The organism is Eisenbergiella tayi (genome assembly GCF_001881565.1).
GTDB classification, from domain to species: domain Bacteria; phylum Bacillota; class Clostridia; order Lachnospirales; family Lachnospiraceae; genus Eisenbergiella; species Eisenbergiella tayi.
The window spans coordinates 1866897-1890181 of record NZ_MPDJ01000001.1 but is presented as its reverse complement, the minus strand read 5'-3'; the positions used below and the strand labels follow the sequence as shown (position 1 = coordinate 1890181).

The window sequence follows — 23285 nt, the reverse complement described above, 5'->3', positions numbered from 1 at the left end:
CGAAAACGGAGGTTTTTATGGATTTTCTGCAAAAGATGATACCGGTAACCGCCCTTATCCTGATAGTGCTGTTTGTCCTGATCCTGATTTTCCGCAGGCTCGCCTACAGGCGTACCGCCACCTTTAAATGTCCTGCCTGCGGACAGGTTTTCAGGCCTACCTTAATGCAGCTGATTTTTTCCGTAGGGAGCCGGAAGGGGCAGATCCTATATTGTCCCAACTGCGGGGAAAAGAATTATCTGGAACAATTGGAGAACGAAACACCGGAAAACGACGAGAATGCTGCTCAGAAATGAGCAGCATTCTTGTTACTATCGGTGTATAATCTTTATACAGGAACGTTATCCCATGCTTCCCCAGTCCCCCAAAGGCGCCGGGTTTATGGATAAATATTTATCGGATACGGATATTACAGGGGCGGCCTGGCGGAGGCGTTTTTCAAAGTCGGCATCACCAGCCAGATACTCCTCAGCCATCACATTTTTGATCGTGCAAATGTATATTTCACTCTCCTTTTTGTCATCCAGATGCAGGGTTTTATCCACCTGAAGCTCCAACGTCCACGGGCTGGCTTTCGGCACCGGCACATTCAGGACCCCGCCTTTTTCAGATTCCACTTTCTCCGACTTATCGAACTCATATCCGGGATGGGTTCCGCAGAAATCCGCGGCGGGCAGAAGCGCTTCGCTCACTACGGAAGCGGAAAATACGCCCTCAGCCCTTATTCTGTCACGGGTCAGCTTATCCTGCCCGATACAGGCCACAAATTTAAGCCCTTCATCCCAGCAATAGGTTGCCCAGCAGAACAGCCCGTAATTGGGTTCCCCGTTTTCTTTGTATGTACCATACAGATACAGGCACTGGGGACAGAAATCATTGGATCCTGACATGGAAACTTTTGACATAGTCCGTTCCTCCTTATTTTTTCGTCATGTGAATAACGCAGCAGCCATCCGTTTATTCAAAACGGTACAGCATTTCCCAATGGAACTGATCTTCATCCAGCCTGTATTGGGGCAGAAGCTCAGGCCCGCAGGAATTGGAGCCTACGCCGCTTTGTTTGTAATCGGTGCATACAATGACTGAGCCTGACGGTTCCAGTTCATAGTTATGATGCTTTGCTTCCAGCTCCTGTATGGTATATTCCGAAGCACTGAAGCTGAAGGGCCTGCTGCCGGACGCCTGCAGCCCTCCCACCTGAATGGAGGAGCAGCTGTAATGGCTTCCGTTTTCCTGAGGACGCACATAGTCCACATGAAGCTGGGGCACTGTGGTATGGAATACATCAACATAGCTTGCCTGATGCTTATCGCAGTAGCTTTCATGCGGTCCGTACCCCAGATAGGTTACCTCCTGTTCTTCCTGAGGAAGCTGGAATTTCAGGCCGAACCGGGGAAGGAACGGGAAGGATGTGTCTCTTTTCCCATCCACCGCGACCTTGATTTCCCCTTCGCCGTTTATGCTCCATACCGCATGAAGCCGCAGGAAAGGCTGAATATAAACAGCCGCTATGGAAAAATCACAGGTTATGGCAACCGTGCCCTGTTTCACCCTGGCCTCACAGCCGTATACCTTTACTACACTTCTGTCATATCCGGCCTCTTTCCAGGAAAGAACGATATTGCGGTCATTATCCGTGGGAGCACGGTAAACATTCCATTCTACAGGAGCCGTTATACAGGCTTTTCCGTTTTTCTCCAGCTTCAGGAAGCTTCCCTGCTTTTTCCCGAATTCATAGCATACAGAGCTGTTTTCCATCCGGAAAACATCCGGGGTTTCCGTGAGGATAAGAGGCTCGCCGTTCTTCTGCAGTGTCAGTCTGACATCCTTGTCTTCGGAAAGTGCAAACTGATCAAAGCCCAGCTCATGGCCGATCTGGGTAAGCTTATCCTTTGCCTTCTGATAATAGGTCAGCTTCAGATAGCAGTGATCCTTGGGTTTGCCCGGAAGCTTCAGGGTAATGTCGGTGAAGCCGTGAGGGGCCGCCTCCAGATCCTCTATCATACCTTCTTCCAGGAGGATTCCCTCCTCTTTGATTTCATAATGGATATAGATATAGTCTTTTAAGTTTCTGAAATCCAGTTTGTTGTACAAGCGGATAACACCCTTTTTCCGATCCAGCAGCTCGGCCCTTACCGGACGGATCGCATTTTTCCATTCATAAAGCCCTTCGTGAGGCCTTCTGTCAGGAAATACAAGGCCATCCATGCAGAAGTTTCCGTCGTGGGGAAACTCTCCCGCATCGCCGCCGTAATGGAACATTTCCTTTCCGTTTTCCGCCCTGCCTTCATAGGTGGCATGGTCACACCATTCCCACACAAATCCGCCGCAAAATCCGTCATAGCGGTATATCTGCTGCATGTAGTCTTCAATATCCCCGGGGCCGTTGCCCATAGCGTGTATGAATTCACACTGGACGAAGGGCTTTTTCTCACCCGGTTCTGCAAAATATGCATCGATTTGCTGCGTGGATGCGTACATATGACTTTCCACATCCAGCATGGACTCATCTTTTTCATGCCCTTCCGGCTGGAAATGAACGCTTTCATAATGAAGCAGCCTGGTGGGATCATAATTTTTCACCCAGCGTCCCGCCTCTTCCATATTAGTTCCGAAGCCGGATTCGTTGCCGAGAGACCAGAAAATGACACCGCACTGGTTTTTATCACGGATCACGCTGCGCTGCACTCTGTCCAGAATGGCCATTTTATAGGAAGGATCCTGAACGAAATAGCTGAAGGTTCCTTCGGTGCTGCCTCCGTAAATGGTGGCCGCCCCATGGGATTCAATATCCGCTTCCGCAATCATATAAAAACCATATTCGCTGCACAGCTCCGGGAACCAGGGCGCATTGGGATAATGGCTGGTGCGGATGGCATTGATATTGGCCTCCTTCATGATGCGCAGATCAAACATGGCATCCATCCTGGAAACCACTGCTCCGGTATACGGGCTGCTGTCATGCCGGTTTACCCCTTTGAATTTGACTGGCCTGTTGTTGATGAGCACCACGCCGTCTTTGATGTCAACCGTGCGGATTCCCACCCTCTGGATCAGGATTTCTTCCGGGGTCTTTATTTTCAGTATGTACTGATAAGGCTCTTCCGCATTCCACAGGACAGGGGCCTCCACCGGGAAGGACGCTTTTCCGTCTTCAACAGCGCATTCCCCCAGAAGGTTGTCTTTATCCCATAATTCACAGGTGATCCGAGGATTCCCCGCCACCTCATTGATCCTCACTTCCACTTCCGCCCTGTTTTTCTCAAATTCAACAGGTGTGGTAATGGTATAATCCCTGACATGTTCTGCGGGTCTGAAAAGCAGATGCACGTCACGGAAAATACCGGACATACGGAACTTATCCTGATCCTCCAGATAGCTTCCGTCGCACCATTTCAGCACCAGAACCGCCAGCTTATTCATTCCGGTTTTGGTTTTCCCTGTGATATTAAACTCACTGGGGCTGTGGGATACCTGGCTGTAGCCGACAAACTTTCCGTTTATCCATACATAAAAGCAGGAATCCACTCCTTCAAAATAAAGGTACTGTTCCTTTTTAGCCTCCGCAGCACTGATATCAAAATATTTGATGTAGGCGCCGCAGGGATTCTCGTCGGGTACAAAAGGCGGATCGAAGGGAAAAGGATACCTTATATTGGTATATTGTTTTTGATCAAAGCCAAGCATCTGCCAGCAGGAAGGTACCTCCAGCCTGCCGAAGGCCTCTTCGTCAAAATCCTTTTTGTAAAATTCCGGCACAGACTCCACATTGGGATAATAGCCGAATTTCCAGTCGATCCCGCTTAAGTTTCTAGCGTTTTCCTTTTCCTGCACATCAAGAGGAACATAATAGCACCTGTTCTCTTCTGTCCCGACATGCAGTATTTCCGGGTTTTCATAGAATTTTTCCAGAATCATAAGCTCTCCTTTGGAACAAACGTTCCATCTCCTCTTCTTGAGATTATACTTTTGGTACGCCCCATATTCTGTCAGGGTTCCCGTGCCTGCCCGCCCTTTGCTCCGCGCCTCCTGCCGGTACCTTTTTGCCTTCCCCTCAGGCTATCCCTCCCCGGCGGGTATGTGTACCCTGCGCAGGCACGTTTTCACTCTGCCAAAAACGCAGCGGTACTAAGATTGCAGAGGACGCAATCTAAGGACCGGCGTTTTTAGAAGGCCTTTGCAGGGTACACATACCCGCCGGGGAGGGATAGCCTGAGGGGAAGGCAAAAAGGTACCGGCAGGAGGCGCGGAGCAAAGGGCGGGCAGGCACGGGAACCCTGACAGAATATGGGGAGGGGCCGAACCTTCATTGCTACTGTAAATTATAAAGAAAATATGTTACACTTACAATACAAAAAAGGAAGAATAATCAGAAAAGCCTCAAAAATTCGTTATGGGCAGGATAGTTTGGGAGATAACGAAAAAGCGGCGGAATGTGAGGTAATATGTACGATACTCTTGTTACATTAAAAAAAGGGACCGGGAGGACTTTGAAATCCGGGGGAATGTGGGTTTATGATAATGAAATAGAAAGTATTGCCGGTGATTTTGAAAATGGGGATCTGGTTACAGTTCATGATTTTGACGGGTATTTTCTGGGAATTGGGTTTATTAATACGCAATCGAAGATTACGGTGAGGCTTCTTTCCAGGAAAAAGGGGACGGTAATCGATGAAGCTTTTCTGGAGAAGCGGGTGGAAAATGCGTGGGAGTATCGGAAGCAGACGGTGGATACCGGGTGCTGCAGGGTGATATTCGGTGAGGCGGACTGGCTTCCCGGGCTGGTAGTGGATAAGTTTTCGGATGTGCTTGTGGTGGAGTCCCTGGCGCTGGGAATTGACAGGCTTAAGGCTGTGATTCTGGATTCTCTCTGCCGGATACTGCAAAGGGACGGGATTGAGGTACGGGGAATTTATGAGCGAAGTGATGCCAAGGTACGGCTGCAGGAGGGGATGGAGCGTTTTAAGGGATTTATCAGCGCTCCTTTTGATACGAAGGTACAGATTGAAGAAAATGGGGTTAAGTATATCGTAGATATAGAGGATGGGCAGAAAACAGGGTTTTTTCTGGATCAGAAGTATAACCGGGCGGCTGTTCAGCGGCTGTGCAGGGGGAAAAGGGTTCTGGACTGTTTTACTCATACCGGGTCTTTTGCTTTAAATGCCGGAATTGCAGGGGCGGAAAGTGTTCTCGGGGTGGATTCTTCCCAGACGGGGATTTTGCAGGCTGAGGAAAATGCGAGGCTGAACGGGCTGGAGGATCGGGTGCGTTTTCAATGTGCCGATGTCTTTGAGCTTCTTCCCCGGCTGGAGGGACAGGGAGAAAAATTCGATGTGGTTATCCTGGATCCTCCTGCTTTTACCAAGTCCAGAAATTCCATTAAGAATGCGGTTAAGGGGTATCGTGAGATCAACCTGAGGGGCATGAAGCTTGTGGAAAACGGCGGTTTTCTGGTTACCTGTTCCTGTTCTCATTTTATGGATCCGGAGCTTTTTTCCAAAACGATCAGGGAGGCCGCTGCCGGTTCTCATAAGAGGCTTCGTCAGGTGGAATTCCGCACGCAGTGCTGTGATCATCCTATACTCTGGGCGGCGGATGAATCCTATTATCTGAAATTTTATATTTTCCAGGTATGTGAGGAACTGTAGATATCAGGAATGGTTCCTGGTTATCTGAACTGTTACCAGCTTTCATAATTCGTGCGAGGAAGGGAAATATCTCTTATGTACCAGACGATACTTCATGATTTTGATATGCGTATGCTGATGGATTCGGGACAGGTGTTCCGGATCTGCTGCTGCGGGGAAAATACATATGCGGTTGCATCCGGCCGTCATCTGGTCCGGATACGGCAGACAGCCTGCGGGCCTTCAAAGGAAGGGACTCTGTCGGCTTTCGGAATGTCCGGGGAAGGGGTTTCTGTGGAGTTTTCCTGTTCCCCGCAGGAATTTGATTCCTATTGGCATAATTATTTCGATCTTTCCACTGATTATGGGGCGATGAAAAAAGCGGTGGATCCGAAAGACAGCTTTTTGACGTCTGCGATTTCCTATGGGGGAGGAATACGTATTCTCCGGCAGGATCTGTGGGAAACCATCCTTTGTTTCCTGATATCCCAGAATAATAATATTACCCGTATCCGCAATAGTGTGGATTCCCTGTGCCGCCGGTATGGGGAGCGGCTGGAGCCGGAAGGCTTTCTGACCGGTGAGGAGTCTTTGTCCGAAAGGGATTTTTACTCCTTTCCCGAACCGGAAAAAATTGCCGCCGGAGGTCTGGAAGAGCTGCAGGGGCTGGGGCTTGGCTATCGGGACAAATATATTCTCGCCATGGCCAAACGGTGCTGCAACGGCAGCGGAAAAGAATTCTTCCATTCCCTGCAGAATGCGGATTATGAAGAGGCTATTGCTATTCTTACCGGGGAATTTGGGATTGGGCGCAAGGTGGCCGACTGCATCTGTCTGTTTGCCTTACATCATATCGGCGCTTTTCCAGTGGATACGCATGTAAAACAGATTCTGGCCGCCTATTACCCGAAGGGTTTCCCTTTCGAACGCTATCAGGGCTTCGCAGGGGTAATCCAGCAATATATGTTTTATTATAAGCTGTCACTTCCGTCTTCCCGGACAAAAAAAGAAGCGGTTAAGCCCGCTCCTGCCAGGAAAAAAATAAGCTAAGGGAGGTTTCTATGGATAAAACTGATTCCACCATTCTTTCTATATTAAAAGAAAACAGCCGGGCAAGCGCTTCCGACATCAGCAAACAGGTCTCTCTGTCCGTACCTGCTGTGACGGAACGTATCCGGAAGCTGGAGCAGACAGGGGTGATTGAAAAATATACCATCCGTGTGAATCCCGGCGCTTCCGGCTATAACCTTCTGGCTTTTATCCTTGTAAAAATGGATTATTCCAGGAATATGGAGGCTTTTCAGGATGTGTGCCTGCAGCTTCCCCAGGTGCTGGAATGCCACCATACCGCGGGGCCTGCGGATTTTCTCCTGAAGGTTCTTTTCCGGGATATGCAGGATATCGAGGATTTTCTGTCCTGTACTCTGAAGGATATCAAGGGCGTGACCGATGCCAATACTATCATCTGCCTGTCTACGTTAAAGGAAGAAATTACAGTTTAGGCTGGGAAAAAGGACAGACTTTTATCCTGCGTCAGTTTCTTTTCATAGATCGGATTATCTGTTTGGATTCTGCGGAAACGCTGTGTGATTCGGTGATTTTCTGAAGGGATTTGTTGTAGGTAAAATCGTCCAGGCGGTTGTTATGCAGATAGAGGGTGGTTTGGGCGGGGAATCGGACATAACACATGGAAATGGCCCAGGCGAGCGCCATTTTGACGTAATATCCCTGGTGGGTGATTCGGTCAAAGAGCGGGAAAAGGCTGTCTATGTATTCATCATTGATGTAGTAGTCGAGAAGCATGACGAGAACGAAGCGGAGGGTGAATTCTTCCTGACTGTTCAGGAGGGGCTGGAAAAAATCCCAGAATTCGGATGGGTATTGTGCGGCAATTTTCAGTGTGATGCAGAAGCTGTCACAAACGGACCAGTTGTTTATCCTTGGAAGGAATTGTGTAATCTGGTCAAGAATGACGGGAAGGGGTGCTTTTGCATAGCCAATCAGGAAGCCCCGGAGCATGATTTCTTCGAAGCTGTCCTGGGTACAGAGATTCAGGTTCTGCAGCCAGTTTTCTTTAGCCAGCTTTTTGGCAAGCTTACGGAGGGCGGGCAGTCTCACTCCGAGTATATTTTCCGTGCCGGGAAGCAGGGAGGATGCAAAATCCCTGTAGGCAGGTTCTGCCAGCAGGGATAATTGTTCTTTGATGGTGTTATTGTTTTTTCCGGAAGAAATCAGCATAGTCTTTTCCTTCTTTGATGTAAATCTCTGCATTTCTGCAGTTGCTTTCCACTTCCCGCTCCAGAACCTGGCGTTTTACAGATGCCGGGCTTCCGATGACCATGGAATTATCCGGAACGATGGTGTTCTGGGTTACCAGCGCTCCTGCGCCTATAATGCAGTTTTTACCGATGACTGCTCCGTTTAAAAGGATAGCCCCCATGCCTATGAGGGTATTGTCACCGATCCGGCAGCCGTGGATAATGGCCCCATGTCCGACCGTTACCTGGTTTCCGATGGTTACGGGATGCCCTTTATCCACATGGACTACTGAGTTATCCTGTATATTGGTGCCTTCCCCGATCCGGACAGAGGCATCCTCCGCGCGTATGACCGTATGGAACCATATGCTGCAGTCTTCTCCTATATGTACGTCACCCAGTATTACCGCGTCCGGCGCAACGAATACGCTCTCTGCAATCTCCGGTGTTTTCATTTTATCCGTCCCTTCCTTTAGCCAATCGTAACGTTGAGTTCCCCAAAGCCGGGGAAAACCCCGGGTTCAGGTTTATTATGCCATTCCTTACCCGGGGAGTCAATTACAATATAAGGATCTGCCAAAGAAGATATTTTACAGAGTATCCTGCAAAGTTATGAGACCGCAGGGTTCCAGAATTCCCTGTGAATAGTGAAAAGCCTTCAGTTCAAAGGGATCTAATTCCACCATTATCTCCCTTTCTATAAAAGTAAACCTTGTTTTCCGAGGCTGTGATGAACTATTGTATAAATGTATCAGATATCCTGCATCCGTCCTCTTTAAACATAACAGCTGTATCTGTTCTTCATCGATTTTTATATTTCCTCCGGCTGTGGGCTTGCCGGCATTAGTAAAATACGAACGGGCAAAAGGTGCTTCATTATATACTGCCGCTTCTTTATCTGCCGTGTTCAACTGACACTCCCGCTCCCCTCCATGAATAGAAAACAGAAATGACCGTTCTCCTATATCTATACGGGATAGAAATCTATCCTGGGGAAGAATTATCCTGTCATCAATAGGATGAGCAGTATAGGCAGGCGAACGCAGCAGAGTGAGACGCAGTTCCCCATTTTCAAAGCTGCTGCCGTAGCTTCCCCGGTTTAATATGGTCAGGCCCAGTTTATCATTACATACGGAAATCCACTTTTGTGAAACATTTTCCGTGCCATTTTCATATAAACGGGCTCTGCCAAGCATTTTCTGTCCCCAGCATTCCGCATTCTTCCAGGGAGTCGGAAGAGACAGCTTAACCATATGATTGGGTTCGTTCCACTGCAGGTGTATCTCCAAATCCAGCTTATTAGTAATCGGTTGAAATTTATAATGGACTATGGCAGCCGAACGTTTATAAAGGAAGATTGCTTCAACCACTGTTCTAACGGGGCCATGTTCTATTATATGTACAGGATCTATTGCCTTATCCAAACCACAGATTTTACCCGCCTGTTCTGGAGATGCAGGCGTAAATTCACCGATGATTTCAGGGAAGCTGTTTACTGTCATGCCCCAGGGATCCTCATTGTCCGCAATAACTACCAGACGGGCGGCTCCCGGGCAGAAAAGAGAGATTCCGTCAATCCTGTAGGAACTGATTAGCCCTGACTTTTTATCAATTATCAGCTCTCCCCCGGAGCCTTCCAGCCGGATCTCCGATTCGATTGTCTGAGGTAATTCCGGTTTCCCGGTAAGGACCTTTGGATAGGCGTACAAGGCCGCTGTGGCAAACGGAGGGATATCAGCCATGAATACAAGGCGTTTCCGCCAGTCCAACGGTATGGAGCTTCCCTCTTTTTCCAGCTGCGACGGGATTACTTCCCCTTGATATCTCACCTCGAAATCAGTATAGGTATAATCCCATCCCTGATCCTGAAGCTGGAATTCACACTCCAGAACCGCCTTCACAGGCCATGGATGCGGATTGCATGCAAATATGGGAATGACACCAGGCTCCAGCTTTTCAGTCTGGCGGCAGAGGTGCATAAACGCCCGGGTTTTCTCTTTTTCCAGAAGGGAAATCGCGCCTCCCATTTCTCTTAACGCCGCATCTTCTGCCCGTTGGACGGAAGTGCCCGGAAGGATATCATGAAATTCGTTAAACAAAAGAATCTCTTCAGCCTGTTTCAGCGATTCCCAATCCCCTTCCATACCGGTAAAGATTTCTGCGGCCGCCAGAAGCTTTTCTGTCTGGTACAGCATGTTTTCAAGAAGACAATGTGTTTGCTTGATACGGACCTGTGAGGTGTAGCAGCCGGGCATGGAGGGACCTATTTCCCTGTCAAACAGGGGCAGCTCTGATCCGGAAATGGAATCAAAATACATTTCAGGAGTGCTGTGTATTAACTGGACGCCTTCTTTTTCCCACTCTTTCTGAAGGAGTGATATTTCATCCAGATCTTCCTTAGACGGTCCACCCCCGTGATTCCCAATTCCCCATAATGCCAGTACAGAATTATCTGTTCCTTCCTGCCTGCGGTAATATTCCAGTTTCCTGCGGACTTTGCCAAGTCCGCTGTTGTAGCCTTCCGCTGCCAGATGAACCGGTATACAGGTGCCGTCATATCCTTCCCACAGAAAATCCGGTCCGGGAGCCTTGCACACTTCCAAAGATGGGCGTCCCACCAGATAGGAGGTATATCCGCTTTTGAGAAGAAGCTGTACCAGTCCGCGGTCATGTCCGAAGGAATCCACATTTATAGCTGTACGGGGGCGGCACCCAAACTTTTCTCTGAAATAGTTCAGCCCCTTTTCCATCTGTCTGAAAATTGATTCTCCGCTGCTCATCACACAGTCCGGCTGCAGATACCAGCCCCCCATGATATGCCATTTTCCTTTTTGCACAAGATCCTGTATCTTTTGAAACAGAGGCGGATCATATTCCTCAATCCACTGGTACAGCTTTGCTTCATTATGGTTGAAAATAAATCCGTCATAGGTTTCACAAAATGCGGCGGCTATACGGAAGGTGGACAGCGCCTCTGCCAGGCTTTCATGCCACTCCCACTGCCACACCAGATCAAGATGTGCATTACATACTAAATATAACGTTTTATTGTCTCTCATTTACTATCTCCATTCCGAACCTGCCGGAGATTCCTTCAGATATAATTCCGCATAGGCATTGGCATCCTTACATATTTCCGCAGCAGCGTCCGGAGCCTTTTCCAGAGTTCCGTCCACAATCGTTATCGTGGGGATAATTCCTTTGCGCAGCGGGCATTTTTTTATCGGATTGTATCCCAGTTCATGGACTCCGGTGCTTCCCCGGGAAACATCACCCAGACATAAATGGCCGAAGCCGCGGGCATAGGTGTCAAACATGGGGGCATAGGCCTCGTCATGCCAGTGGAAAACGCCGTCCGTATGACCGCACTGCAGAAGCGGAATGCAGGCGGTAAGACCGTCATACCAGCCTTCGCCGGCCAGGAGCATATCGGGATTATATTTTTTGAATCTTTCCATAAGCTGTTTCACGCCGTCATACAGATAGTGATTGGGATCGTTCATCCATACCGCCGCAATATCAAAAAAGGCGGCGTCAAACCCGAATTCTTCCATTAAGCCGGTGACCTGGCCGTAGAGACGGTTCTGCCACCGGGGCGCGGCGGGATTCAGATTACGGTTGGAATTATGGTCATAATGGCGGGAGCCGTCCCAATCCACACTGCCTCCGTACTGGCTGCCTCCCGGCCCTCTGAATTCGGAAGGAAGCCCCCATTCCTCATAGTTTTCAAAATGGCTGCCCACCACATTTATCCCGAACATGGGCATGACATGGACTCCCAGCTCCTTCGCGCCGTCACATAGCTTCCGGAAGCCTTCTTTTCCTCCCATCCGTTCGTCAGGGACATAATTCCCATATTTCCAGTAATAACGGCCTTCCCACCCTGGAAGGTAGGCGAGCACGCGTTTTCCTTCCACCTGCCTGCAAATTTTTTTCAGGTTTTCCAATACTTGTTCATAGTCATTGAAAATATATCCGGTCCAGTGCTGGCAGTGTATAGAGGCCACCAGGGAAATTTCTCTTGCCCAGCCGGGGACGTCCGTTCTTTCCTCCCAGGGCACAAGTCCGTAACACTTCTCCACGTGCAGTCTGTGAGGCTCATAAATCTCCGCAAGGTTTTTCCCCCATCCGATTTCCCATTCCGGAGCATCAATCCGGTTCGTCATTGAAACTGCCGCTTCTTCAAAAATAAGCTCTGCATTCAGTTTATCTCCGGTACGTACGAAGACAAAGCGTTTGTCTCTTACCTTTTCATCCAGGGAACGGAAATAAAACATCTCATTCTCCGGGGTCTGCATGACCACAAGGGGGGTGCCTACATCCCGCCAGCCCTCCGGATATTTCAGGTTCAGGCCTTCCTGCGGGATTTCACGGGGCTGCGCATTAATTAAATTAACCAGCTTTCCATCCGGGATCCCGTGAACAATGACTTTAATACAGCGGATATCTTCTCCGGGATTCTGTATTTCTGCTGTGGTTTTCACCCGGATGCCATGGCTGCAGATGCGGGCCCTGACTTCAAAACGGCCCGGCATTTCCATCTGGCCGCCTGCCCACCGCAGGCCTTTTCCCTCGGCCCAAAGCGTATCTCCGGGCTGTTCGACGGTCATCTGCGCCTCATCGGGCGCATACACATTCCTGAAGGTATAAATCAGGACGGAAAACTCAAATCCTCCCAGTTGGAAATGAGGTGTTGGAAAAGAAAAACTTAAATCCTGCATAATCTGTTTCCTTTCTTTTTCACCGTTCAGTGCTTTGTCCACCTGTAATTCTTTTTACGCAGCTTCTCCGAGGTCTGTTCTTCCGTGACGGACAGCTCCTGTTTTCCTTCTTCCCAGATCAGCTTTACCAGAGAATATTCTCCCTCTTCATAAGCATAGCTGGCCCCGTCATCCGAGTACAGGGAAAACGAGGCATCCTTTCCCGGATAAATTTGTATATCAATTTCCGTCTGCTCTTCTTTGCTGTTTGGAAGCACTTCCCCCAAAGGAAGCAGGGAGCCTTCCTTTACAAAAAGAGGAAGCTTTTCTATCGGTGCATCCACGGTGATCGTCTGACCGCCGTCCAGTTTTTCATCTGTCCAGAAATCATACCATTTTGTTCCTTCGGGAAGATAAACCTCCCGGGAAACCACCCCCTGTTCGGTTACAGGCGCAACGAGAAGGGCCGGGCCGAACATGAATTCATCCCCGGTAAGCGCACTTTTCCCGTCGGAAAAGTCCATCCACAAAGCCCGCATAAACGGGGCTCCGGTCTGCTCTGTCTGAAATGCGAGGGAATAAATGTAGGGCATCAGACGATAGCGGAGCCTTACATATTTCACCAGGATTTTTTCCGCTTCTTCCCCATAGGACCATACCTCATTATTTCTGCGGGTTCCATGCGTGCGGAATGTGGGGCAGAAAACACCGAACTGAAACCATCTGATATATAGTTCCGTATAATTTTTCTTGGTGACTGCTCCTTTTCCCGAACCGGAGGTCTGAATCAGAAGCTTGCTGTAATCCTCATCCGTGTCCTCATCGGGAAGCGCCTGCCACCCTCCGATATCGGATGACCAGTAGGGCATGCCGCTGGCACAGAAATTGAGGGCTGTGGGTATCTGTCTTTTGAGAACATCCCACTCCGGATAAATATCGGACGACCAGAAGGTGGTACCGTATTTCTGCGCGCCCAGATAAGCGGCCCTGGATAGTGTCAGGCAGCGATGGGAAAATGCTGCTCTGTGGCCTTCATAGATACATTGAGTATGGGTAAGAGGGTAGATATTATGAATGCGCGCTCCGGTTCCTGCATGCAGAAAGGATTCATGAGGGCTGATATCCGGTTCGTCTTCATCCGTCCAATAATATTTATATCCCAGATCACCATAGTTCTTTTTAATCGTATCAAAATACCATTTCCCGCATTCCGGATTGGTGGTGTCAATCAGCGCGCCTCTCTGATCCTCCGGCGTTCCGTAAACGGTATTTCCCCGGGCATCCTTCATGAACCAGCCCTTCTTTTCCAGGAATTCATAATTCTCACTTTCCTTCATAAACCGCGGCCAGCAGGATATCATTGTCTCATAGCCCATTTCCTCAAGCTCCCGGTTCATCTGCGCGCTGTCGGGCCAGAACTTCGTATCCAGGCTCAGATCTCCCAGAACCTTCCAATGGAACCAGTCCACTACAAAAATATCGCAGGGACAGCCCTTCTCCTTATATTTGGATGCAACCTCCAAAAGCTCCTCCTGGGAGGCGTATCTCTGCTTGCATTGAATGAATCCCAGCCCTCTTCTCGGCGGCAGGGGCGCCGCTCCGCAAAGGCATCTGTAGCCCCGGTAAATATCATCCGTTTCCTCTCCCGTTATCAGAAAGAAGGAAACCGCTTCCCCCACCTCGGCCTGCCAAACCGTATGGCCCTCCACACCGGGTACAGCCTTCATCCGGGAAGCATTATCAAAGATGATTCCGTATTTTTTATTCGTAACAAGGAAGGGCACGGCAACGATTTCACCGCCCTTATGGCTGTAATCATGCCACAGGATCTGCTCCCTGCCGCCGAGATCCAGACTGCCGTCCTGATGCTGTCCCAGGCCAAAATATTTCTCATCCTCCGAAGCGGAAAAAACAACCCGGATATGGAAGGTTTTTTCGCCCAGGACAACTGCCGGTTCCAGACGGCAGTCTAAAAGAGTGGTCAGCTTCTCTCCCATGGCCCCGGTAAATGTAATTTCCGCATGATTTCTGCTCACTTCAATTCCTGCGCCGGGCAGGCTGTAGAGGATCCTGTCCTCTTCCTCTGTCACTGCCGGCCGGCTGTCTTTGGACGGCACGGCCTCTATTCCCCACATGGGCAATTTTTCTCTGCCATCTGTTTCCTCCGTCAGGCAGGAGCTGTCATTCTGTGGGTAATATACAAAGTGCAGGATATTGTCTGCATAAGGAACAATCTGCATTACCCCCTGGGCGCATTCCATTGTCAAAATATTTCCCTGCATACCGCAGGACAGAATTTTTTCCGGTCTGATCATGTGTTTCCTCTCATCCTGCCGTAAATACGGCTTTTGCTGCTGTATCAATACCTATCCTTTCACCGCGCTGTCAATGGTCCCCTGAATAAAATATTTCTGGAGGAAGATGTAGGCGATGATCAAAGGGAAAATCGCAACACATGCGGCCGCCGCCGCACCGTTCAAGTCTTTCCCTCCTGCGGAGAAGTATTGAGATATCATCAGGGTCAATGTGTACATTTTGGGTTTCTGGAGAATGTACAGGCTGTATGCGTATTCATTCCATATGGAAACCCCGTTTAATATTACGATGGTTACCGTTACAGGCTTCAGCTGGGGCAGAATAATATAAAAGAAGGTCTGCGCCACCCCGCAGCCGTCAATAGCACTGGCTTCATCAAGGGAAGGAGGGATAGCCCCGATGAAGTTGGTAAAGAGGTAAATGGTCATGGGGAGCCCGAACGCGGATGACACGAGGATAATTCCCCAGAGAGTGGATATTCCTTTTATGGATACAAGCAGGGAATAGACACCGACCAGGATACTCAGAGACGGTATCATCATAATCCCCATTATAATACCTTTTATAAGCCCGTTCCATTTGCTTTTATTTCTGGAAAGCGGATAGGAAGCAAGCCCGCCGACCACAATTTCAATCAGAAGGACACAGACCGTCACAATGATTGTGTTCCTGAGGGCAGACGGAATGTTCCCGGACTGGAAAACCTTGACAAAATTAGCCGTATATACCTTTTCGGGCAGGGAAAGCAGAGAGGAGGAATCCGACATGCTTTTGAATGCCATTACTACCAGTACATAGATGGGCAGGACATGAAAAATAATGATGGCGACGCCCAGCAGATATTTCCACCAGTCCTTCAGCAGTGTCTTTTTCATTACATATCCACCTCCTTTTTACTGAAATAATTAGTGAAGATATTGGAAACTACCATGATAAATAAGAAGGTGAATATTCCCACCGCAGCGGAATATCCCGCATTCTGCGCTTTAAAATACTGGTTGCTCACGTAGGAAGCCAGGGAATGGGTGGAGAATCCCGGCCCTCCTCCGGAAAGGGATATGATAACGTCGTAAAGCTTCAGGCCTCCGATCAGATTGAGCACAACCGCTGATGATATGGAAGGAAGCAGCAGCGGAAAGGTAATGTGCCGGAAACGCTGCCAGGGGCTCGCGCCGTCTATTTCCGCCGCTTCCAGATACATCTGGGGAATGTTCTGAAGGCCCGCCATGTATATGACCATGGCGATACCTACATACTGCCAGGAATTCATCAATGTTATGATGATAACCCCTCTGGTTCCGGAGGCCATCCAGTCAATGGGCGCCATTCCGAAAATACCTATCATTTCATTAAAAATACCTCTGTTGTATTGAACAAAGAAGTAAATGATATAGCCCATGATCAGACTGGATATCATGACCGGCATATATATAAAGGTACGTACTACGGAATGACCTTTAAACCGGGAATTTAAGAATACTGCATAGGCGAGTCCCAGCAGATTCTGAAGCAGCGTACTGCCAAAACCATAGATGATGGTGTTACGGAAGGCGATCAGGAAGTTACTGTCCTTAAACAATTTAAGATAGTTTTTTAAGCCTATGTATTGATAATCCTGGGAATACCCGTTCCACTGCGTGAAAGAAATCCGGAACGCCTCTATCAGCGGCCACAGAACAAAAAACAGGATAAGAAGCAGTGCAGGAATATAAAATACATTCATTCTTAGGTTTCGTTTTTTCATATTATATAACCATACCTTTCCGACTCAGCTCCGCCGGCAGCCGTGCTGCCGGTTTTCATCCGGGACACAAGTAAGCCGCCGCGTATGAACCAGTCCATCACGCGGCGGCCCGCCTGCTTAAGCCAGCGCCCTGAAAATAGTATCTGAAAAATTACTGGCTGATTTTTTCATCATATGCGGTCTTAATTGTTTCCACACATTTTTCAATGCCTTTTCCCGGATTCATAAATATTTCATTTCCGGCTACTCCCATATCATTCCACATACCGCTGGGAAGGAATTCTCTGTCAAAATAATTCACATAGAGGAGATCATCGCCGAAGGCATTCATCATGATATTAAATTCTTTGGTCACATATTCATTATCATTGGTAACACCTTCCATAGCGGGAATCTTTCCGTTTATGGTGGCAACCTTTACAGAGACATCATCTCTTGCCAGATATTCAAGGAGCTTTCTGCTTTCCTCCGGATATTCGGTATCCTTCCAAATACCATAGCAGGCGCCTTCTCCTGAAGACACATAAACTTTGCCGCCTTCATTGGGTGAAGGAATTGCCATGATTCCAAGCCTTGCATCGGGATTATAGGAAAGAGCCTGTGTAATCGTATGATTTCCGCTGATTACAATAGCGCCGTCGCCATTGGCAAGGGCCTGAATGGAGGCATCATCACTTGCAGTCAGAATGTCCTTATTGAAGTATCCCTTCTGCTGCCAGTCATCCAGCATCTGTGCAAGAGGCGTCCAGTATTTTTCCCAGTCAAAGCTTCCGTCCAGCAGAGCCGCTCCCTGGTTATCCGCAACATCTTCATTCGTGAGGAATCCGGGGGCCATAACTTCAAACAGATTGGCAATGTTATTAACGGATTTTCCGCCTACATATACCGGCACCTTTCCGGTTGTAAGAAGCTTGTCACATGCCGCTTCGAAATCCGCCCATGTACGGATTGTTGTCGCATCTACGCCGGCCTCTTCAAAAATATCCCTGTTATAGCAAATGGATGCCGGATCAATGGACAGCGGGACCACATAAATATTTCCCTGTGAATCGGTGACTGTCTTTTTGATGGACTCTTTCACATGAGATACCCATGGCTCGTCATTTAAAGGGGTAAGATATTCGGAATATCTTGTAGTGCTCCATCCATGAGTTTCCCATAAATCAGGAAGATCTCCGGAAGCCATTCTGGTTTTCATTACATTTTCGTAATCATCCCCGGGTGAAATCACTTCAACCCCGATACCTGTTTCCGCTGTAAAATCATCCATGATCTGCTGAAGTCCTTCCAGCATTTCACCGGTCCATGTTGTCTCCAGCTCCAATACCACATCAGAAGCGGGCTGTGCCGCCTGTTCTGCGGAATCAGCTGTTTGTGCGGCTGCTTCGGTTTTGCTTTCCTCATCCTGCGCGGCCGGGGCCTGATCTGCCGTCTGGCTGTCCCCTCCCGAAGAACAACCGGACAGTAATGCTGCCGCCATCGCTGCAGTACATAACAGAGCTGTCAATTTCTTTGCATGCCTTTTCATAACTTAACCCTTCCTTTCCCATAACCTGCAGATTTACTTTCGTAAACTGCCTTAATTTCCGTATTCTTACCGGATGTATTCAGTTTATCATTATAAAAAACTATTCTAAAGTCTGTTTTTTTGTGTATATTGTACTTTTTTTTGTCATTTACAGGACTTTTTTTATTAATTTGACAAACCATTTTAGTTGTGCATATAATTACACCTGAAATAATTATGAATATTTCATTTTATCAGGGAGTGACATATGATATGAATTCTATAAAAAAGGCTCTGAAAAAAAACCGTTCCTTAAAATCCACTTCTATGCTTGCCTTTATTGTATCCTTCTTCATCCCTTCTTTTCTGCTTATATTGCTTTTGTTTATGTGTTATATACAGATTACAGTTAAGGCACAGGAAAAAGAGTATAAAAATACCTTAAACATTTTGTCCTCCCATCTGGTGAATCATATAAACGCCAACTCCGGATTATCACTCACTTATCTGTTTGATCCTGAGATTTCAAGTATGTTTTTTTATCTGAACAAAAAAGAATATACTGAGGACCTGATTACTTATACCCGTCTGTCCCAGAATTATACTGCCACATTAAATAACCGTATGACTCTGATCGGAAACAGTATTACCGGCATTGGTTTTATCCCCAGCAAGTCTAACAGTGATACTCTTTTTTACCTGAAAAAATATAATACCCTTCTTATCAACGAAGATTATGAGTATATGGACTCCGACTGGTACAAACAGCTTCAGAGGAATAACCAGGCCGCCCTATTCGTTCCCTCCAATACCGCTTCTGCGGCGAATACCATTTCTTTGATACGGACGGTTAAAAATATTGATAAACGTCAGGTGGTAGGATATGAGATTCTGGATATCTCCCTGGATTTTATTTTTGAGTCCCTGAAGGATATTTCCATGAGCCAGTACTCTGGGATCTTTTTGGAATCTCCCAAGCAGGAACTGCTTTTTTCCACCAATGAAGCGCTCACTCCTGTCCTCTCTTCCCTCCTCGGAGCGGATAACGGCATAAAGCAGCCGGAAAGAGGTTATGACTTATATTCTTATCGGGATAAGAACTTCGGCTTTACCTTTTATTATCTTTCCTCACGCTATGACCTGTACCGCAACCTGCGTTTTGCCACAGGCCTGGTCCTGCTTTTCTATTTCGGCATGGTCGTAATGGCCGCGTTTATCTTCGGACGCACCTCCCGCAGCTTAAGCAGCTCCATCAGCCCTGTCCTGGATACCATGGATAAATATCATGCAGGTGATTCCCATATCCAATGTGACATCTCCCAATGCAGTATTTCAGAAATTGAAACGATTGCGGTAAACCTGAATGAAATGATAGAAAAAATAAATACGCACATTGACAATGAATATAAATTTCAAATGGAACAAAAAATAGCGGAATACCAGACGCTGCAGTCGGAAATCAATCCTCATTTTCTGCATAACACACTGAATATCCTGATTGCGCTGAACCGGCTGGGGGATCGGAAAGGCCTGGAACAGTCCATTATCAGCCTCTCCCGCCTGTACCGGTATACCTGTGAGCATAATTTTAACAGCACCATTCAGCATGAATTTAATTTTATAAAGGATTATCTGTACCTTCAGAAGACCCGTTTTGATGAACGGCTGGATTTCCAGATATTTATAGAGCCGGGACTGGAGGATTTCGAAATCCCCAAGTTCCTTGTACAGCCGTTAATTGAAAATGCTATTGTCCATGGGTTAGAGCCTTCAGACCGCAATGAATTTATTCAGCTTTCGGCTTTTACTACAGAAAGCCGGAACGGAGAGGATTTTACGGTCATTACAGTGATTAACAGCGGCCTGCCCTATATTGAGAATAAATCCTACAAACGGGTGGGACTTAAAAATATTGAAGAGCGGCTGACTATTTTTTCTCCCAATTCCTTCTTTATTATCCGGGGAGGAATCGATAAACCTACCAAATGCACCATAATGATACCCAAGCCCCATACGGAGAAAGGAAAATGACATGTTTATACTGATCGCCGATGATGAAAAAATGATTCGTTTAAGCCTGCAGTCCATGCTGGAGGAGCTTTATCCCAATGAACACATGTATATTCATGCTTCCAATGGGCAGGCCGCCATAGCACAGGTGCAAAAGCTTCCTCCGGATATCGCATTTCTGGATATCCGCATGCCGCTCATGAACGGGCTGGAGGCCCTGGAAACCTGCCGTAAGCTATCTCCCTCCACGAAATGGATTATTCTCAGCGGTTATGCCGATTTCGAATATGCTCAAAAGGCCATAACACTGTCCGCCTATTCCTATCTGCTCAAGCCGGTGGATCTGGCAACGCTGAAGCAGGTGATGGATGATATTGTCGTGTTAAAGAATCAGGAAAAAGAACACGATAATAAATTATTTACATTGGATGTCATCCGCTCCTTCAATATGGCGGATCAGCTGGGCAGTGATGAGACGTCTTTTCTGCCTTACGGAACTAACTCTTACGTTATTTATCAGATCTATATTGATGAACAGGAAAAAGAACGGCAGCACATGCTCAAGCATGATTTATTCCGCAGTATTGATGATTTTTGTCGAAGAAACTTATTTTTATTTTATCATGCGGTATTTTTCAACACCAACGGGGAGCTTTGTGTTATCTGTTCCGTAAAAGATCCTTCTCACCTTACTTTTTTTATCAATTCCCAGATACGCTCCTATCCTCATGACATGATTTCCGTGTTTACCGCCGCAGCCGGTTCCTTATCGGAAATCTATGAAGAAAGCCGCCAAATCTCCCGCCTTTCGGAAATCCGTCTTGTATATGACTGCCGTTCCGCGGCGGATATCCGTTCACTGACAGAAATCCCCATACTACATGATCTTCTGTCTTTTTGTGAACAAATTGACCTCTTTATCCAGAACGCCCTTGTGGGCAGCAGGGAAACCATCCGACAGCTTTCCGCCGCTTTTATACAAAACCCAAAAATGAAAAAGATATTTGATAATATCTGCCTGAGTACCCTGTATCTTTATCTGGAGGACGTACTGGCTCATTCATTTACGGCGGATGACTTTGCCGGCTTTGTCAAAGAGCTGCATGCCGCGGCGGCGGAATTGTCCCATAACGAACCACTGAGGAATTTTGATATAACAGTTATCAAAGATTTTGTACACCAAAATTATGCAAAGGATGTCAGCATTGCTTATGTGAGCGAATATTTTAATCTGTCCCCCACCTATTTCAGCAAGCTGTTCCACGAAAAGACGGGACAGAAATATATTGACTTCGTAACGGAAGTCCGCATAGAAAATGCGAAAAAACTGATACGCAGCAATGCCAATATTTCTGTCAAGCAGACGGCTGAAGCCGTAGGTTATACAAGTGTGAGGCACTTTTCGAAAATATTCCAGAAGTATACAGGGGTGCTGCCTTCTAATTATTGATTTGTTAAGGCCATTTTGAAAAAACATAATTTTCGAAAAAACCATTGACATTTTTCTTTATATTTTGTATTATTGAATGGCTATATAAAGCCAGATCGAAGCGTGGCTCAGTTTGGTAGAGCGCTGCGTTCGGGACGCAGAGGTCGCGTGTTCGAATCACGTCGCTTCGACTTAGGGAAAGCCCGGGAACTTAATGTTTCCGGGCTTTTATATTTTTCAAATTTTCATTCTGATTGGTATTCAGATAAAAATATACTTATAGGTTGTATTTATCCTAAGTTTGTATATACTTATCCTATGGGCTAATTAAAATAAATTAACCTTTCAATTACTTAATTACTTGTATACTTTATATGCAGATAGGAGTAAGCATGCTTATAAATACAGATGTATTAATACCTATGACCGATGCAAATCAAAATTTTTCTAAGGTAGTTCGTCTTGTTGATGAACAGGGAGCCGTTGTTATTCTAAAGAACAACAAACCACGATATGCCGTAATAAGCTTTTCTGAATATGATGGCTTTCTGGAATATCAAAAGAGTATGAATAACCAAACTGCAGACTAAATGAAGAGAGGTAAATGGCTTTGGATGATGTTAAGTTGACTTTTCTACAAAGTGTTTCAGATTTATTGGAGCAAGCAAAAAAGAATGCAAAAACAGCAGTGAATCTTTCTATGGTCTATACATACTACGAAGTTGGAAAAAGAATTTTTCAAGAGGAGCAAAACGGCAAGGAAAGAGCTGGTTATGGAAAGTATTTATTAAAAGAATTATCTGATTATTTGTCGAAGCAATTTGGCAAGGGTTTTTCAGTCACAAATCTGAAGCAGATGAGACAATTTTATTTGACTTATCGTAATGATCAAATTGGTCAGAAGGTGTCTGACCAATTCAATCATTTACCAACTGTGGATAATGGCAGAAAATTTTTCCTGAGTTGGTCACATTATCTGAAACTTATGAGAATAGATAATATTGATGAGCGGCATTTTTATGAAATTGAGTCCGCAAAAAATGATTGGAGCCTTACGGAATTAAAAAGGCAATATGACAGTTCCCTATATGAACGTATCTTATTAAGTACTGACAAGGATAAAGTATATCTCTTATCACAGGAGGGACAGGTAATAGAAAAGTCAGGGGACATGGTAAAGGATCCATATGTATTAGAATTTTTAGGTTTACCTGAGCTGCCTGAATATTCAGAAACAGATTTGGAATCCAAGATCATTGATCATTTGCAGACATTCCTGCTTGAACTCGGTACCGGATTTGCTTTTATTGGACGTCAGGTCAGGTTTACCTTTGAAGAAGAACATTTTCGGGTAGACTTAGTATTCTATAATAGATTGCTGAGATGTTTTGTACTTTTTGATTTGAAAATAGGTGAACTAAAGCATCAGGATATTGGACAAATGCAAATGTATGTTAATTATTATGACAGGAAGGTAAAGCTGCCGGATGAGAATCCGACAATCGGTATCATTCTGTGTAAAGATAAAAATCAGTCAATAGTAGAGATGACCTTGCCAGAAGATAACAGTCAGATTTTTGCAAGCAAATATCAAACCGTTTTGCCAAGTAAAGAGGAATTACAAAGACTTTTAGATGATCAGATATAATCAGAAGAATAAGAAACACCTTATCACAAATCAGCCAATACGGAGG

General features: G+C 46.6%; 18 protein-coding genes and 1 tRNA gene. 9 read left to right on the top strand and 10 right to left on the bottom strand.

Annotated elements, in window-relative coordinates:
* Positions 1-17: 17 nt before the first annotated feature.
* Positions 18-296, top strand: coding sequence for a hypothetical protein (locus BLA28_RS08080; protein WP_009256293.1), 279 nt, complete (start codon positions 18-20; stop codon positions 294-296).
* A 45-nt stretch (positions 297-341) separates the two neighbouring features.
* On the opposite strand, the gene BLA28_RS08075 is transcribed toward BLA28_RS08080, so the two are convergent.
* A complete protein-coding gene (locus tag BLA28_RS08075) occupies positions 342-905 on the bottom strand; it encodes a flavin reductase family protein (protein WP_009256294.1) in 564 nt (187 codons plus the stop codon).
* Between the two features lie 52 nt (positions 906-957).
* The gene (locus tag BLA28_RS08070) at positions 958-3918 is read right to left on the bottom strand and encodes a glycoside hydrolase family 2 TIM barrel-domain containing protein (RefSeq protein ID WP_069159192.1); all 2961 of its coding nucleotides are present in this window, start codon (positions 3916-3918) and stop codon (positions 958-960) included.
* A 527-nt stretch (positions 3919-4445) separates the two neighbouring features.
* Here BLA28_RS08070 and BLA28_RS08065 point away from each other — a divergent pair.
* The 3 genes from BLA28_RS08065 to BLA28_RS08055 all read left to right on the top strand — a co-directional run bounded on the left by BLA28_RS08065 (position 4446) and on the right by BLA28_RS08055 (position 7129).
* Complete coding sequence (locus tag BLA28_RS08065) at positions 4446-5648, top strand: class I SAM-dependent rRNA methyltransferase (RefSeq protein WP_069159193.1); 1203 nt, start codon at positions 4446-4448, stop codon at positions 5646-5648.
* Between the two features lie 75 nt (positions 5649-5723).
* A complete protein-coding gene (locus BLA28_RS08060; protein WP_069159194.1) occupies positions 5724-6677 on the top strand; it encodes a DNA-3-methyladenine glycosylase family protein in 954 nt (317 codons plus the stop codon).
* 11 nt (positions 6678-6688) lie between these two features.
* Positions 6689-7129 (top strand): Lrp/AsnC family transcriptional regulator, encoded by a 441-nt coding sequence (locus tag BLA28_RS08055; RefSeq protein ID WP_009256298.1) that lies wholly within the window; start codon positions 6689-6691, stop codon positions 7127-7129.
* Between the two features lie 31 nt (positions 7130-7160).
* On the opposite strand, the gene BLA28_RS08050 is transcribed toward BLA28_RS08055, so the two are convergent.
* The 8 genes from BLA28_RS08050 to BLA28_RS08015 form a co-directional block, all read right to left on the bottom strand.
* Entirely contained in the window at positions 7161-7865 is a 705-nt protein-coding gene (locus tag BLA28_RS08050; RefSeq protein ID WP_069159195.1) for a DNA alkylation repair protein, read from the bottom strand.
* Positions 7837-8340 carry a gamma carbonic anhydrase family protein gene (locus BLA28_RS08045; RefSeq protein WP_069159196.1) on the bottom strand — a complete coding sequence of 168 codons (504 nt, stop codon included), beginning with the start codon at positions 8338-8340 and terminating at the stop codon, positions 7837-7839. The genes BLA28_RS08050 and BLA28_RS08045 overlap by 29 nt, the downstream gene beginning before the upstream one ends.
* Positions 8341-8475: 135 nt before the next feature.
* Positions 8476-10944, bottom strand: coding sequence for a glycoside hydrolase family 38 N-terminal domain-containing protein (locus BLA28_RS08040; RefSeq protein WP_069159197.1), 2469 nt, complete (start codon positions 10942-10944; stop codon positions 8476-8478).
* Positions 10945-10947: 3 nt separating this feature from the next.
* Complete coding sequence (locus BLA28_RS08035; protein ID WP_069159323.1) at positions 10948-12606, bottom strand: DUF6259 domain-containing protein; 1659 nt, start codon at positions 12604-12606, stop codon at positions 10948-10950.
* Between the two features lie 26 nt (positions 12607-12632).
* Positions 12633-14900 (bottom strand): glycoside hydrolase family 31 protein, encoded by a 2268-nt coding sequence (locus BLA28_RS08030; RefSeq protein WP_069159198.1) that lies wholly within the window; start codon positions 14898-14900, stop codon positions 12633-12635.
* A gap of 51 nt (positions 14901-14951) precedes the next feature.
* The gene (locus BLA28_RS08025) at positions 14952-15776 is read right to left on the bottom strand and encodes a carbohydrate ABC transporter permease (protein WP_009256304.1); all 825 of its coding nucleotides are present in this window, start codon (positions 15774-15776) and stop codon (positions 14952-14954) included.
* Positions 15776-16645, bottom strand: coding sequence for a carbohydrate ABC transporter permease (locus tag BLA28_RS08020; RefSeq protein WP_069159199.1), 870 nt, complete (start codon positions 16643-16645; stop codon positions 15776-15778). Before BLA28_RS08020 ends, BLA28_RS08025 begins: the two co-directional genes overlap by 1 nt.
* Before the next feature lie 151 nt (positions 16646-16796).
* Positions 16797-18173: an ABC transporter substrate-binding protein gene (locus tag BLA28_RS08015; protein ID WP_069159200.1), complete on the bottom strand. Its 1377-nt coding sequence runs from the start codon at positions 18171-18173 to the stop codon at positions 16797-16799.
* 252 nt (positions 18174-18425) lie between these two features.
* Here BLA28_RS08015 and BLA28_RS08005 point away from each other — a divergent pair, with 252 nt between their 5' ends.
* From BLA28_RS08005 to BLA28_RS07985, 5 genes are all read left to right on the top strand, one after another.
* Positions 18426-20183, top strand: a complete 1758-nt coding sequence (locus BLA28_RS08005; protein WP_169897210.1) for a sensor histidine kinase — start codon at positions 18426-18428, stop codon at positions 20181-20183.
* A gap of 1 nt (position 20184) precedes the next feature.
* Complete coding sequence (locus BLA28_RS08000) at positions 20185-21612, top strand: response regulator (RefSeq protein ID WP_069159203.1); 1428 nt, start codon at positions 20185-20187, stop codon at positions 21610-21612.
* A 96-nt stretch (positions 21613-21708) separates the two neighbouring features.
* A tRNA-Pro gene (locus BLA28_RS07995) sits at positions 21709-21782 on the top strand.
* Between the two features lie 201 nt (positions 21783-21983).
* A complete protein-coding gene (locus BLA28_RS07990; protein WP_069159204.1) occupies positions 21984-22181 on the top strand; it encodes a type II toxin-antitoxin system Phd/YefM family antitoxin in 198 nt (65 codons plus the stop codon).
* Positions 22182-22195: 14 nt separating this feature from the next.
* Complete coding sequence (locus BLA28_RS07985; RefSeq protein ID WP_069159205.1) at positions 22196-23239, top strand: PDDEXK nuclease domain-containing protein; 1044 nt, start codon at positions 22196-22198, stop codon at positions 23237-23239.
* Positions 23240-23285 lie beyond the last annotated feature (46 nt).